13 protein-coding genes are annotated in these 12740 nt (G+C 71.2%); 12 read left to right on the forward strand and 1 reads right to left on the reverse strand.

The genetic code is table 11. The features are described from left to right. Positions 1-153: 153 nt before the first annotated feature. The 10 genes from infC (at position 154) to pheT (ending at position 9516) form a co-directional block, all read left to right on the forward strand. Entirely contained in the window at positions 154-852 is a 699-nt protein-coding gene (gene infC, locus QZL85_RS13935; protein ID WP_295577816.1) for a translation initiation factor IF-3, read from the forward strand. Between the two features lie 48 nt (positions 853-900). Next, positions 901-1095: a 50S ribosomal protein L35 gene (gene rpmI / locus QZL85_RS13940; RefSeq protein ID WP_028495987.1), complete on the forward strand. Its 195-nt coding sequence runs from the start codon at positions 901-903 to the stop codon at positions 1093-1095. 30 nt (positions 1096-1125) lie between these two features. Then, entirely contained in the window at positions 1126-1506 is a 381-nt protein-coding gene (gene rplT, locus QZL85_RS13945) for a 50S ribosomal protein L20 (protein ID WP_028495986.1), read from the forward strand. Positions 1507-1609: 103 nt separating this feature from the next. Next, positions 1610-2410, forward strand: coding sequence for an RNA methyltransferase (locus QZL85_RS13950; RefSeq protein WP_295577820.1), 801 nt, complete (start codon positions 1610-1612; stop codon positions 2408-2410). Positions 2411-2495: 85 nt separating this feature from the next. Continuing rightward, complete coding sequence (locus tag QZL85_RS13955) at positions 2496-3290, forward strand: amino acid ABC transporter ATP-binding protein (protein WP_295577824.1); 795 nt, start codon at positions 2496-2498, stop codon at positions 3288-3290. A 62-nt stretch (positions 3291-3352) separates the two neighbouring features. Further along, the gene (locus tag QZL85_RS13960) at positions 3353-4264 is read left to right on the forward strand and encodes a glutamate ABC transporter substrate-binding protein (RefSeq protein WP_295577826.1); all 912 of its coding nucleotides are present in this window, start codon (positions 3353-3355) and stop codon (positions 4262-4264) included. Positions 4265-4337: 73 nt separating this feature from the next. Next, complete coding sequence (locus QZL85_RS13965; protein WP_295577829.1) at positions 4338-4988, forward strand: amino acid ABC transporter permease; 651 nt, start codon at positions 4338-4340, stop codon at positions 4986-4988. After that, complete coding sequence (locus QZL85_RS13970; RefSeq protein WP_295577832.1) at positions 4985-5893, forward strand: amino acid ABC transporter permease; 909 nt, start codon at positions 4985-4987, stop codon at positions 5891-5893. Before QZL85_RS13965 ends, QZL85_RS13970 begins: the two co-directional genes overlap by 4 nt. Positions 5894-5965: 72 nt before the next feature. Next, positions 5966-7006 carry a phenylalanine--tRNA ligase subunit alpha gene (gene pheS, locus QZL85_RS13975; protein WP_295577835.1) on the forward strand — a complete coding sequence of 347 codons (1041 nt, stop codon included), beginning with the start codon at positions 5966-5968 and terminating at the stop codon, positions 7004-7006. Beyond that, the gene (gene pheT, locus QZL85_RS13980; RefSeq protein ID WP_295577837.1) at positions 7006-9516 is read left to right on the forward strand and encodes a phenylalanine--tRNA ligase subunit beta; all 2511 of its coding nucleotides are present in this window, start codon (positions 7006-7008) and stop codon (positions 9514-9516) included. Before pheS ends, pheT begins: the two co-directional genes overlap by 1 nt. Positions 9517-9523: 7 nt before the next feature. On the opposite strand, the gene QZL85_RS13985 is transcribed toward pheT, so the two are convergent. Continuing rightward, positions 9524-10648, reverse strand: coding sequence for an AAA family ATPase (locus QZL85_RS13985; RefSeq protein WP_295577839.1), 1125 nt, complete (start codon positions 10646-10648; stop codon positions 9524-9526). Between the two features lie 125 nt (positions 10649-10773). On the opposite strand from QZL85_RS13985, the gene QZL85_RS13990 reads away from it, so the two are divergent. Continuing rightward, positions 10774-11619, forward strand: a complete 846-nt coding sequence (locus QZL85_RS13990; protein ID WP_295577841.1) for a hypothetical protein — start codon at positions 10774-10776, stop codon at positions 11617-11619. Beyond that, positions 11616-12683 (forward strand): alpha/beta fold hydrolase, encoded by a 1068-nt coding sequence (locus QZL85_RS13995; RefSeq protein WP_295577843.1) that lies wholly within the window; start codon positions 11616-11618, stop codon positions 12681-12683. Before QZL85_RS13990 ends, QZL85_RS13995 begins: the two co-directional genes overlap by 4 nt. The last annotated feature ends 57 nt before the right edge of the window (positions 12684-12740 follow it).

Raw genomic sequence — 12740 nt, forward strand, 5'->3', positions numbered from 1 at the left:
GAGGATCACATCCCACCCGCGCTTGCCGTTCCAGGCTACCGGGTCTCGCACTCCGCCCCGTTCACCCGGGGTGGCACGGGTGCAGAACACTGAATGCCGATGCGCGTGCATCGTGCGGGGTGGACGTGATGCTCTTCCGCCCGAGGCGCAGCCTTGCGTCCCGGTGGCCGTCGCCCGCATGAAGAGGAGTTCCGCATCAGCGATCCCCGCACCAACGACCGCATCCGCGTCCCCGAGGTTCGCCTCGTCGGTCCCGCTGGAGAGCAGGTCGGCGTCGTTCGTATCGAGGTCGCCTTGCGTCTGGCGCAGGAAGCCGAGCTGGACCTGGTCGAAGTCGCCCCGAACTCGAAGCCCCCGGTCGTCAAGATCATGGACTACGGCAAGTTCAAGTACGAAGCGGCGCAGAAGGCCAAGGAAGCGCGTCGCAACCAGGCGAACACGGTCCTCAAGGAGGTCCGCTTCCGCCTGAAGATCGACAACCACGACTACGAAACGAAGCGCAAGCGCGCCGAGGGCTTCCTCAAGACGGGTGACAAGGTCAAGGCCATGATCCTGTTCCGCGGTCGTGAGCAGCAGCGTCCCGAGCAGGGCGTGCGCCTGCTCAAGAAGTTCGCGGAGGACGTGGCCGAGTTCGGCACCGTCGAGTCCAACCCGATGATCGACGGACGCAACATGGTCATGGTCATCGCCCCGCACAAGAACAAGTCCGAAGTCAAGACGGAGCAGAACGCCGCTCGCGCGGCGAACAAGGAAGCCGCCCGTCAGGCCCGCGGCAGCTCGTCGCCCGAGGGCGACGCCTCCGAGGGTGACGCCCCCGAGTCCGCCGAGACGGCAACCGCCCCCGCCGAATAGGCGCCCACAGACTCCCGCTCCGGCGGGAAATACAACGAAGGAAGAGACATGCCGAAGCAGAAGACCCATTCGGGTGCCAAGAAGCGCTTCAAGATCACCGGCAGCGGCAAGATCATGAAGCAGCAGGCGAACCTCCGCCACAACCTCGAAGGCAAGCCCACCAAGCGCACCCGTCGCCTCACGCAGGACCAGGTCCTCGCCAAGGGTGATGCCAAGGTCGCCAAGAAGCTCCTCGGCCACTGAGCGCCGACGCACGTTAGGAAGTAGAACGAAATGGCTAGAGTCAAGCGGGCGGTAAACGCCCACAAGAAGCGTCGCGTCATCCTCGAGCGCGCCTCCGGTTACCGGGGTCAGCGGTCGCGTCTGTACCGCAAGGCGAAGGAGCAGGTCACCCACTCGCTCGTCTACGCGTACCGGGACCGTCGCAAGCGCAAGGGCGACTTCCGCCGCCTGTGGATCCAGCGCATCAACGCCGCGAGCCGCCAGAACGGGCTCACGTACAACCGCTTCATCCAGGGTCTGGGTCTCGCGGGTGTGCAGGTCGACCGCCGCATGCTCGCCGAGCTGGCCGTCAACGAGCCCGCCGTCTTCACCTCGCTCGTCGAGACCGCGAAGAAGGCGCTGCCCGCCGACGTCAACGCGCCCAAGGCCTGAGAACGGCTTGACAGGGGCGTCCTCCTTCGGGAGGGCGCCCCTTTCGCATGCCCCGGATGTCGTCCTACGGGGATGCCGGCAGCCGCGGCCCTACACTGAGAGCGTGCTCGAGAACCCCCGTTCGCCGCGCGTGCGCGCTGTGGCGAAGCTGACCAAGCGCAGCGCCCGTCAGGAGACCGGCCTCTTCCTCCTGGAGGGCCCGCAGGCCGCCCGGGAGGCCCTCACGTTCCGGCCCGACACCCTCGTCGAGCTGTACGCGACCCCGACGGCCATGGAGAGACACCAGGACGTGAAGGATGCCGCGGAGGACGCCGGCGTCGAGATCATCTTCACGACGGAGGCCGTCCTGGACGCGATGGCCGACACCGTCACGCCACAGGGAATCGTCGCGGTAGCCCGGCAATCGCCCACCGCGGCGCGCGACATCTTCGCGGGTTCGCCGCGTCTCGTCGTCATCTGCGAGGAAGTGCGCGATCCCGGGAACCTCGGCACCATCATCCGCGCCGCCGACGCGGCGGGGGCGGACGCCGTGGTCCTGACCGGACGGACGGTCGACCCGTACAACCCCAAAGTCGTGCGGGCGACGACCGGCTCGCTGTTCCACGTGCCGGTGGCCGTGGGGGCGGAGCTCGGCGAGACCGTCCAGCGTGCCCGCGCGGCCGGGCTCCGGGTGATCGCCGCGGACGTCGGGGGAGAGGACTTCCTCGCGCACCGGGGGACGCTCGCAGAGCCGACCGCGTGGCTGTTCGGCAACGAGGCGCGAGGCCTCGACGAGGATGCGCTGGCCCTCGCCGACCTGTCGCTGCGCCTGCCCATCTACGGCGCCGCGGAATCGCTCAACCTCGCCACCGCCGCGAGCGTCTGCCTGTACGAGAGCGCCTTCGCGCAGCGCGCCGGCGCCTGACGCCGCGCATTCCGGGCCTGTTACAGATCGGTAAAGGTCCCGTCAAGACCCTGCGCCCCCGGCGGGCGATCCGTAGGGTGGCGTCATGGCGACTCCAGAGAACGAGGCTGCGCCGCGAACGTCGAACATCGACGTCCGCCGCGGTCAGCCCCTCGTCGTGATCTCCGATGTCCAGAAGCACTACGGCGACTTCCAGGCGCTGAAGGACATCGACCTCACGGTCAATCGCGGTGAGGTGGTCGTCGTCATCGGGCCGTCCGGCTCCGGCAAGTCGACTCTCTGCCGCACGATCAACCGGCTCGAGACCATCACGAGCGGCAGCATCACGATCGACGGCAAGGAACTGCCGAAGGAGGGCAAGGGACTCGCCGCGCTCCGCGCCGACGTCGGCATGGTCTTCCAATCGTTCAACCTGTTCGCCCACCTCACGATCCTCGAGAACGTCACGCTCGGCCCCATCAAGGTCAAGGGCATGAAGAAGGCCGAAGCCGAGACGCTCGCGAAGAAGCTCCTGGACCGGGTGGGCGTGGGCCAGCAGGCCGCGAAGCTGCCCGCACAGCTCTCCGGCGGACAGCAGCAGCGCGTCGCGATCGCGCGCGCCCTCGCGATGCAGCCCAAGCTCATGCTCTTCGACGAGCCGACGAGCGCCCTGGACCCCGAGATGATCAACGAGGTCCTCGACGTCATGGTGACCCTCGCCCAGGAGGGCATGACGATGATCGTCGTGACCCACGAGATGGGCTTCGCCCGGAAGGCCGCCGACCGCGTCGTGTTCATGGCCGACGGACAGATCGTCGAGGAGGCCACGCCCGACGAGTTCTTCACGCATCCCAAGAGCGATCGCGCCAAGGACTTCCTCTCCAAGCTCATCACCCACTGAGAACGTCCGCGCCCATGCACCGGCGCGACGACCGAAGAAGAGATCGAAACCAGGAGGATCACATGCGCAAGACACGCATCGCCGGCGCTCTCGCCGGCATCGCGATCGCCGCACTCGCGCTCGCGGGCTGCAACAGCGGAACCCCCGGGGCAGACCCCGCCGAGCCGGGTGAGGGGGAAGGCGACGGCACGTGGTTCGAGGTCGCCTCCGAGCCCGTCGAGGTCGAGGGCAGCGACACCGTCGCCGCGATCACGGAGCGCGGGAAGGTCAGGATCGGCGTCAAGGAGGACCAGCCGAACCTCGGCTACCTGGACCCCACAACCGGCGAGCGCAGCGGGTTCGACATCGACATCGCGCGCTGGATCGCGGCATCCCTCGGCTACGACGAGGAGGACATCGAGTTCTCGGTGATCGACTCGAAGGCGCGCGAGGACTCGATCACGCGCGGCGACATCGACTACTACGTCGGCACGTACTCGATCAGCGACGCCCGCAAGGAGCTCATCTCGTTCGCCGGCCCGTACTTCATCACCGGTCAGGGTCTGCTCGTCATGGCGGACAACGACACGATCACCGGTCCTGACTCACTGACCTCTGACATGATCATCTGCTCGGCCACCGGCTCCACCTCCATCCAGAACATCCAGCGGGACTACCCGTCCCAGACCGAGGAGTTCGACAAGTACTCCGAGTGCGTCGAGGCCATGAAGAACGGCCAAGTGGATGCCGTCACGACCGACGAAGCGATTCTCCTCGGGTACGCCGCGCAGGATCCCGACAACCTCAAGGTGACCGGCGAGGTCTTCAGCGAGGAGCGCTACGGCGTCGGCATCAAGAAGGGCGACACGGCGTTCGTCGAGTACGTCAACACGCTGTTCACGGACGGCGGCGACATCTGGCAGGCCATCTTCGACAAGAACCTCGGCGCGGCCGGGGTCGACGGGAACCAGCCGGCGGTCGACCCCGTCGAGTGACCCCTGCGGGGCGGTGCGCCGTTGACGCGGCGTCACCGCCCCGCCCCACCCCCGGCACGATGAGAGGAGAACGGTGAACCAGGTCTTCGACTACCCCGACCTGTGGGTCGAGGCGCTGATCGGCACCCTCATCCTCTTCTTCGCGGGCGGTGGGATCGCCCTCGTCCTCGGGTTCATCGTCGGGGCGATGCGCGTCTCCCCGGTGCCGATCGCCCGCGCGGTCGGGACGGCATACGTCAACACGATCCGCAACACCCCGCTCACGCTCGTGCTGTTCTTCTTCGCCTTCGCGGTGCCCCTGCTGATCCCGATGCCGCGCGGCAGCTTCCTGCTGCTGGCCATCCTGGGCCTCGGCATCTACACCGCGACCTACGTCGCCGAGACGCTGCGCTCCGGCATCAACACCGTCCCGATGGGGCAGGCCGAGGCGGCGCGGGCGCTCGGCATGGGCTTCGGGCAGGTGATGGGCTACGTCGTGCTGCCACAGGCGGCGCGCTCGGTGATCCCGCCGATGATGAGCGTCCTGATCGCGCTGCTGAAGAACACGACGGTGGCGTCCGGCTTCTCCGTCGTGAACCTCGGCAACATCCGCGCCAACATGAGCGAGAACGGCGAGAACCAGATGGTGACGATCCTGCTCGTGATGGCCGTGTTCGTCGCCCTCGTGCTGCTCCTGGCCTGGCTGCAGCGCGTGCTCGAGAACAAGTGGCGGGTGGCGCGATGAGCGGCTCGGTCCTCTACGACGTCCCGGGGCCCCGCGCGCAGGCGCGGAACCGGATCATCGGCGCCATCACGATCCTCGTGGTCCTGGGGATCATCGGCTTCGTGATCTGGCGGCTCTTCGCGACGGGTCAGTTCTCGGCTCAGAAGTGGGAGCTGTTCGGCTACACGCGCGTCTGGCAGATGATCGGCACCGCCACCCTCGCGACCGTCACCGCCTTCGCGGCGGCGGGCGTCGGCGCGCTCGTCCTGGGCTTCGTCCTCGGCATCGGCCGTCTGTCCGACCACGCGTGGGTCCGGCGTCCGGTGACGGTGATCGTCGAACTCCTGCGCGCCGTCCCGGTCCTCGTGTTCATGCTGCTCCTGTACTACGGCTTGCCCGTCATCGGCATCCGGATGTCGAGCTACTGGGCCGTCGTCCTCGCCCTGGTCCTGTACAACGGCTCGGTGCTGTCCGAAGTGATCCGCGCGGGCGTGGAATCCCTGCCCCGGGGCCAGCAGGAGGCCGGCTACGCCGTCGGGCTCCGCAAGGCCGGCGTCATGCGGCTCATCCTGCTGCCGCAGGCGATCCGCGCCATGATGCCGGTCATCATCGCCCAGCTCGTCGTCACGCTGAAGGACACCGCGCTCGGCTTCATCATCACCTACCCCGAGCTGCTGTACACGGCCAAGCTCCTGGGCTCGAACGCCAACTTCGGCTCGCCCCTGATCCCGTCCGCGCTCATCGCCGGCTCGATCTACATCGCCATGTGCCTCGCTCTCAGCTACGTCGCGCACCGCGTCCAGCAGCGCACGCAGCGCTCGCCCAAGGTGCAGCTGACGATCGCGCCGCTGCAGGAGACCACCGACACGCAGCTCATCGCGACGCAGACCGAGGATCATCACCACGGCCGGCACCCCGGCCACTGACACCCGGACCACGGGCACCCCGACCACGGGGGCGCCGGAAGGCGGCCATCGCCGCCGGTAGACTCGTTCTTCGTGTCTGACGCACCCGAAATCACCCCCGACGCGGTCGAAGCCGCCGTCGCCGACGCGCTCGCCGCGATCGCCGCGGCCGGCGACACCGCCGCACTGAAGGCGTCCCGCGCCGCCCATACCGCGGAGGGCTCGCCGCTCGCACGCCTGAACGCCCAGCTGCGGAACGTCCCGAACGAGCGCAAGGCCGAGTTCGGCAAGCTCGTCGGCGGCGCCCGAGGGCGCGTGACCCAGGCGCTCACGGCGCGCGAGGCGGAGCTCGCCGAGGCGGAGACCGCCGCGACGCTGGAAGCCGAGCGCATCGACGTCACGGCGCTCCCGCAGCGCGCGCGCGTCGGGGCGCGGCATCCGCTCACCCTCCTGCAGGACCAGGTCGGCGATATCTTCGTCGGCATGGGCTGGGAGATCGCGGAGGGTCCCGAGCTCGAGCACGAGTGGTACAACTTCGACGCCCTCAACCTCGACGCCGACCACCCGGCGCGGCAGATGCAGGACACGTTCTACGTCGACCCCGTGGCCCGCCACCTGCTGCTGCGCACGCAGACGAGCCCCGTGCAGATGCGCACGATGCTCACCCGCGACCTGCCGATCTACGTCGTCTCGCCGGGACGCGTGTTCCGCACCGACGAGTTCGACGCAACCCACCTGCCGGTGTTCAGCCAGTTCGAGGGCCTCGTGATCGACAAGGGCATCACGATGGCGCACCTCCGCGGCACCCTCGACCACGTCGCCCGCGCCCTCTTCGGGGCCGAGGCGAAGACGCGCCTGCGCGCCAACTACTTCCCGTTCACCGAGCCGAGCGCCGAGCTCGACCTCTGGCACCCCACCTTCAAGGGCGGCGCCCGCTGGATCGAGTGGGGCGGCTGCGGCATGGTCAACCCCAACGTGCTGCGCGCGGCGGGGATCGACCCGGAGGTCTACTCCGGCTTCGCGTTCGGGATGGGGATCGAGCGGACGCTGATGTTCCGCTCGGATGTGAAGGACATGCGCGACATGGCCGAAGGCGATGTCCGCTTCAGCGAGCAGTTCGGAATGGTGGTCTGATGCGCGTCCCGCTCTCCTGGCTGCGTGAATACGTCGATGTCGCGGCCGACGCGACTCCCGAGGACGTCCTCGCCTCCCTCGTCTCCGTCGGCTTCGAGGAGGAGGACGTCCACGGCTTCGACCTGTCCGGCCCGATCGTCGTCGGCCGCGTCGTCGAGTTCGTCGAGGAGCCGCAGTCCAACGGCAAGACCATCCGCTGGTGCCAGGTCGACGTCGGCGAGCGAAACGGCGGCGTCCGGGGCGTCGTCTGCGGTGCACGGAACTTCTTCGAGGGCGACAAGGTCGTCGTGACGCTCCCGGGCGCCGTGCTGCCCGGCCCGTTCCCGATCGCGGCGCGCACGACCTACGGCCATGTCTCGGACGGCATGATCGCCTCCGCGAAGGAGCTGGGGCTCGGCGACGAGCACTCCGGCATCCTGCGTCTGACCGAGCTCGGGCTCGACCCCGAGGTCGGCGCCGACGCGATCGCGCTCCTCGGCCTCGACGACGTCGCGGTCGAGATCAACGTGACGCCCGACCGCGGCTACGCCCTGAGCCTGCGCGGCGTCGCGCGCGAATTCGCGCACGCCACCGGCGGGGCGCTCCGCGACCCCGGCCTGCGGCCGTTCGAGGACCTCGAGCAGCCCACCGGCGGGTTCCCGGTCTCCGTCGTCGACGACGCCCCGATCCGGGGGAACGTCGGCGCGAGCGAGTTCGTCGTGCGCATCGTCCGCGACGTCGACCCGTCCCGACCGACCCCGCCGTGGATGGTCGCTCGGCTGACGCTCGCCGGCATCCGCTCGCTCGGCATCCTCATCGACATCACAAACTACGTGATGCTCGAGCTCGGCAACCCGATCCACGGCTACGACCTCGACCGGCTGCAGGGCGGCATCACCGTCCGACGTGCGACCGAGGGGGAGAAGCTCACGACACTGGACGGCAAGGAGCGCACGCTCAGCGCCGAGGACCTGCTCATCACCGACGAGTCCGGCCCCATCGGCCTGGCCGGCGTCATGGGCGGCGGCACGACCGAGATGAGCGACGGCACGCGGAACGTGCTCATCGAGGCGGCGATCTTCGACACCGTCTCGATCGCGCGCACCGCCCGCCGGCACAAGCTGCCCTCGGAGGCCTCCAAGCGCTTCGAACGCGGCGTCGACCCGCTCATCCCGTTCGTCGCCGCGCGCCGCGTGGCCGACCTCATGGTGGAGCTCGCCGGCGGGACGCTGGACACCGAGATCGGCGGCGCCCTCTTCGCCGAGGTGTTCGTGTCGTCCGTCCCGCTCCCGCGCGGCTTCGTGTCGGGTCTCATCGGCGTCGACTACGCCGAGGCGGAGATCACCGACGCCCTGGAGATGGTGGGCTGCGAGGTGACCGCCACCGACGACGGCTGGGAGGTCATCCCGCCCACCTGGCGCCCCGACCTCACCGACAAGTGGACCCTCGCGGAGGAGGTCGCCCGCATCACGGGGTACGACCGCATCCCGTCCGTGCTCCCGGTGCCGCCGTCCGGCCGCGGGTTCACGCCGTCGCAGCAGGGACGTCGCCGTGTGGCCAACACCCTCGCCGCCGCGGGCTACGTCGAGACGCCGTCCTTCGGGTTCACGACGGAGGAGCAGAACGACCTGCACGGCTCCGCATCGGGGGAGCACCTGCCCTCCGTCAAGATCGCGAACCCCCTCGACGGGCAGGCGCCGTTCCTGCGCCGGTCGCTCGTGCCGGGACTCCTGCAGATCGCGCACCGCAACGTCTCCCGCGGTTTCACCGACCTGAGCCTCTTCGAGACCGGCTCGGTCTTCCTGCCCGAGGCCGGCGTCGCGTACGGCACCGATGTCGTGCCCGCCGCGACGGCCCGACCGGATGCCGAGACCCTCGCGTCGCTGGACGCCGCGATCCCGCCGCAGCCGCGGCATGTGGCCGTGCTCCTGACCGGCAACCGGGTCGCCAAGCAGCCCGGCCAGCCGGCCGAGCCGTTCGACGTGGGCGATGCCCTGGACGCCGCCCGCACGATCGCCGCCGCCGCGGGCGTCGAGATCGAGGTCGTGCAGGGACAGCGCGCCGCGCTGCACCCCGGCCGCACGGCCGTCCTCTCCGTCGGCGGCGCGGAGGTCGGCTACGCCGGCGAGCTGCTCCCGGCCGTCGCGGAGGCGGCCGACCTCCCGGGTCGGGTCGTCGTCGCCGAGCTCGACCTCGACGCGCTGCTCGAGCTCGCGGGGGAGCGCGTGGTCGCGGCCTCGCTCTCCGGATACCCCGCGGCGACGCAGGACGTCTCGCTCGTCGTGGATGCCGGCGTGCCGGCGGCCGCGGTACGCGCGGCGCTCGTCGACGGTGCGGGCCGGCTGCTCGAGTCGCTGCGTCTCGTCGACGACTACCGCGGCCAGGGCGTGCCCGAGGGATCGAAGAGCCTGACCTTCGCCCTCCGCTTCCGCGCGCCCGACCGGACGCTCACGGCCGCCGAGGCGACCGACGCCAAGCTCGCGGGCGTCGCCGTCGCGGCGGAGCGCTTCGGCGCCGCCCTCCGCGAGTAGCCCGGCGCTACCGGCTGCCCCAGTTCCAGGCGGGGACGTCGAGGAACCCCTGGTCCTCGACCGACGTGCCGGCCGTGCCGCGGCGCAGTTCGATGCGGCCGTCGTCCGGAAGCCGGTCGACCAGCGGGCGCGCATGGGAGACGACGATGAGCTGCGTCCGCTCGGACGCGGCGGCGATCAGCGCCGCGAGCGGTTCGAGCAGCGCCGTGTGCAGACTCGCCTCCGGCTCGTTCAGAACGAGCAGAGGAGCCGGGCGCGCGGGCAGGAGCGCGGCGCAGAGGAGGAGGTAGCGGAGCGTCCCGTCGGAGAGCTCCGCGGCATCGAGCGGGCGCAGGAGCCCCGGCTGATGCAGCGTCAGCCGGAACAGCCCGTCGGCCGCCTCGACCTGCACACGGCTGCCCGGGAACGCGCCGGACACGGCGCGGTCCAGGGCCGCCCCGTGCCCCGCGTCGACGACCGTCGCCCACACGGCGGCGAGGTTCGCGCCGTCGTGCGCGAGGGTCTGCGACCGTGTGCCGACCTGCGCGCGCCGGGCCGGAGCGTCGGCATCCACCCGGAAGTGGTCGTAGAAGCGCCATCCGCCCATCATGCGGCGCAGGGTCAGCAGCTCGGGGGCGGTGTCGCCGTCGGCGAGGTCGGTGACGATGCTCTCGTACGAGGCGAGCTTCTGGTCGAGGTCGATCCACGCGCCGTCCCGCACGCGGGTGTTCCCGCGGAGGCGGTCGATGAGGAGGGTCGCGGGCTTGGCGAGCGCGCCGGCGAAGACCTGCTCCCGTTTGATCTCGGGGTCGCGGGCGAACGGGTTCGCCTGGTCGACCTGCGGGATGCCGAGGTCGACGAGGTAGCCGAGCTCATCCGACGCGAAGCCGAGCTGCACGGCGACCGGCTTCCGGCGCACCGTGCCCTGCTCGCCGCCGCCCTCCGGTCCCGCCCACAGCAGCGACGGCAGCCCGCCCTCGCGGGCGACGGCGCCCACGAGTTCGCCGCGGGCGGCCGAGGCGAGGAGGCGGAGCGCGCGGTAGAGGTTCGACTTGCCGGAGCCGTTCGGTCCCGTCACGACCGTGAGGGGAGCGAGCGGCACGATGACATCGCGCAGCGAGCGGTAGCCGGCGACGGCGAGGGTCTGCAGCATGCCTCCACTGTGCCAGCACGCCCCGACGCTCGCGCAGGCACCTGAGCCGGATGGCTCATTCGGGCCATGCGGATGGCCGATCCGCGCGACGCGGGCCGAGGTTCCCGCGGCGTTGACTGCCGGGCATGTCAGCACTCACTCTCCACGTCCTCGACCAGCCCGCCCTGCTCGGCCGGCTGGCGCTCGTCCCCACCGGTCGCCCCCGCGCGGCCGGCCCCGGCCGCTTCACGGTCGGGTCGGTCACGATCGATCCTCGGCTGAACGGGCCGCGCCGCGCGGCGAACGGCGGCTTCGCGGCCGGGACAATCGCGCGACACGTCGATGCCGACGTCGTCACGGTCGTCCTGCGGCGCCCCGTGCCGCTCGGGCGCGAACTCGACGTCGTCACGGCCGGGCGCGGGGGGATCGAGGTGGTCCGCCGGCGGCGGGTCGTCGCGGAGGCCCGCCCCGGGGCACTGCACGAGGGACCCGCCCCGGTGCCGCCGTCGTTCGCCGACGCCCTCGCGGCGCGGGCCGCGCATCCGCTCGTCGGGTTCCGGCATCCGCTCTCCGACTGCGTCGTGTGCGGCCCGTCCCGCTCCGACGGGATGGGCGTCACGCCGGGTCCCGTGCCCGGCCGCCCCGATCTCCTGGCGGCGCCGTGGGTCGTCGGCGCCGAGACGGCGACCGCGGGCCTCGCGCACTTCCCGGCCGTGTGGGGTGCGATGGACTGCACGAGCTATCCGGCCGCCGCGTTGCGTGCCCGCGAGCTGTGTCTCCTCGGCACCATGACGGCATCGGTCGAGCGCCGCCCGCACGTCGGCGAGGAGCTCGTGGTCTACAGCTGGACCCGGGAGCATCACGGACGCCGGTACGAGACCTCCGTGCGCCTCGTCGACGGGCGGGGGGAGACGGTCGCCTGCGCCGATGCGACGTGGATCGCGCTCCGGCGCCGGCGCCGGTCGTACCGGGGCGAGGCGGAGCGGCCATGATCCATACTGATCTCGTGGAGGCCGCCGCCCCGCCGATCCGGTATGCGCGGTCGGGATCGGACGATGTCGCCTGGACCGAGCGCGGAACGGGCGCGCCCGTGCTCCTCGGCGGCTGGTGGATGAGCCACCTGGAGCGGGATGCGGAGTACCCGCCGCTGCGTCACTTCCTCGACGCGCTCGAGAACCGGCGCCGGGTGATCCGCATGGACGCCCCCGGCAGCGGGTTGTCCCGCTCGCGCCGGGAGACGCCCGCCGCGCTCGGTCCGCACACCGACGCCCTCCTCGCCGTCGTTGATGCGGCGGGTGCCGAGCAGGTGACGCTGCTCGCGGGCTCGTCCGGCTGTCCCATCGCCGTCGCGTTCGCCGCGCGGCACCCCGACCGGGTGCGCCGGCTCATCCTGTGCGGCTCCTACCTGCACGGCGACGCGATCGCGAGCCCCGCCGACCGGGAGGCGCTCGTCGACCTCGTCCGCCGCAGCTGGGGCGTCAGTTCGCGCGTCATGGCGGAGATCTTCTACCCCGACGCGACGCCCGAGGAGCAGCGCGCGTTCCTGCGGCACCAGCGGGCGACGGGCTCCGCCGCGGCGGCGGCCGCCGCGCTCGCCGCCGTGTACTCCTTCGACGCGCGCGCGGACGCGGCATCCGTGTCCGCGCCGACACTCGTCCTGCACCGCCGCGGCGACCGGGCGATCCCGCTCGCCCTCGGCGCGGAGACCGCCGATGCCATCCCGCACGCCCGGCTCGAGGTGCTCGACGGCAGCGCTCACCACCCCTGGCACGGTGACAGCGGGGCTGTCGTCCGGCACGCCCTCTCGTTCGACGGGGATCATGTCGGGCGTGACCTCGAGGACGCGCCGCCGACGGCGTCCGCGGCATCGCCGCTCTCCGAGCGGGAGCGGGAGGTGCTGCTCCTCGTCGCGCGCGGCATGACCGATGCGCAGATCGCGGACCGGCTCTTCCTCAGCATCCACACCGTGCATCGGCACGTCGCGAACGCGCGCGCGAAGCTCGGCGCGCCCTCGCGCGCCGCCGCGGCGGCGTGGATCGTCGCTCGGGGCGAGTGAGCGCACCGGCGCGCTGCCGAGAACGGCCCGCACCGACGGTGGACGGGGCCCCCGGCG

It is taken from the genome of uncultured Microbacterium sp., assembly GCF_900078385.1.
GTDB lineage: Bacteria > Actinomycetota > Actinomycetes > Actinomycetales > Microbacteriaceae > Microbacterium.

Excerpts from the sequence above, each read along its gene's own strand:
- QZL85_RS13960 (WP_295577826.1), top strand. The coding sequence starts at position 3,353 with ATGCGCAAGACACGCATCGCCGGCGCTCTCGCCGGCATCGCGATCGCC.
- QZL85_RS13990 (WP_295577841.1), top strand. The coding sequence starts at position 10,774 with ATGTCAGCACTCACTCTCCACGTCCTCGACCAGCCCGCCCTGCTCGGC.
- QZL85_RS13995 (WP_295577843.1), top strand. The coding sequence starts at position 11,616 with ATGATCCATACTGATCTCGTGGAGGCCGCCGCCCCGCCGATCCGGTAT.
- rplT (WP_028495986.1), top strand. The coding sequence starts at position 1,126 with ATGGCTAGAGTCAAGCGGGCGGTAAACGCCCACAAGAAGCGTCGCGTC.
- QZL85_RS13985 (WP_295577839.1), bottom strand. The coding sequence starts at position 10,648 with ATGCTGCAGACCCTCGCCGTCGCCGGCTACCGCTCGCTGCGCGATGTC.
- QZL85_RS13970 (WP_295577832.1), top strand. The coding sequence starts at position 4,985 with ATGAGCGGCTCGGTCCTCTACGACGTCCCGGGGCCCCGCGCGCAGGCG.
- pheT (WP_295577837.1), top strand. The coding sequence starts at position 7,006 with ATGCGCGTCCCGCTCTCCTGGCTGCGTGAATACGTCGATGTCGCGGCC.
- rpmI (WP_028495987.1), top strand. The coding sequence starts at position 901 with ATGCCGAAGCAGAAGACCCATTCGGGTGCCAAGAAGCGCTTCAAGATC.
- QZL85_RS13955 (WP_295577824.1), top strand. The coding sequence starts at position 2,496 with ATGGCGACTCCAGAGAACGAGGCTGCGCCGCGAACGTCGAACATCGAC.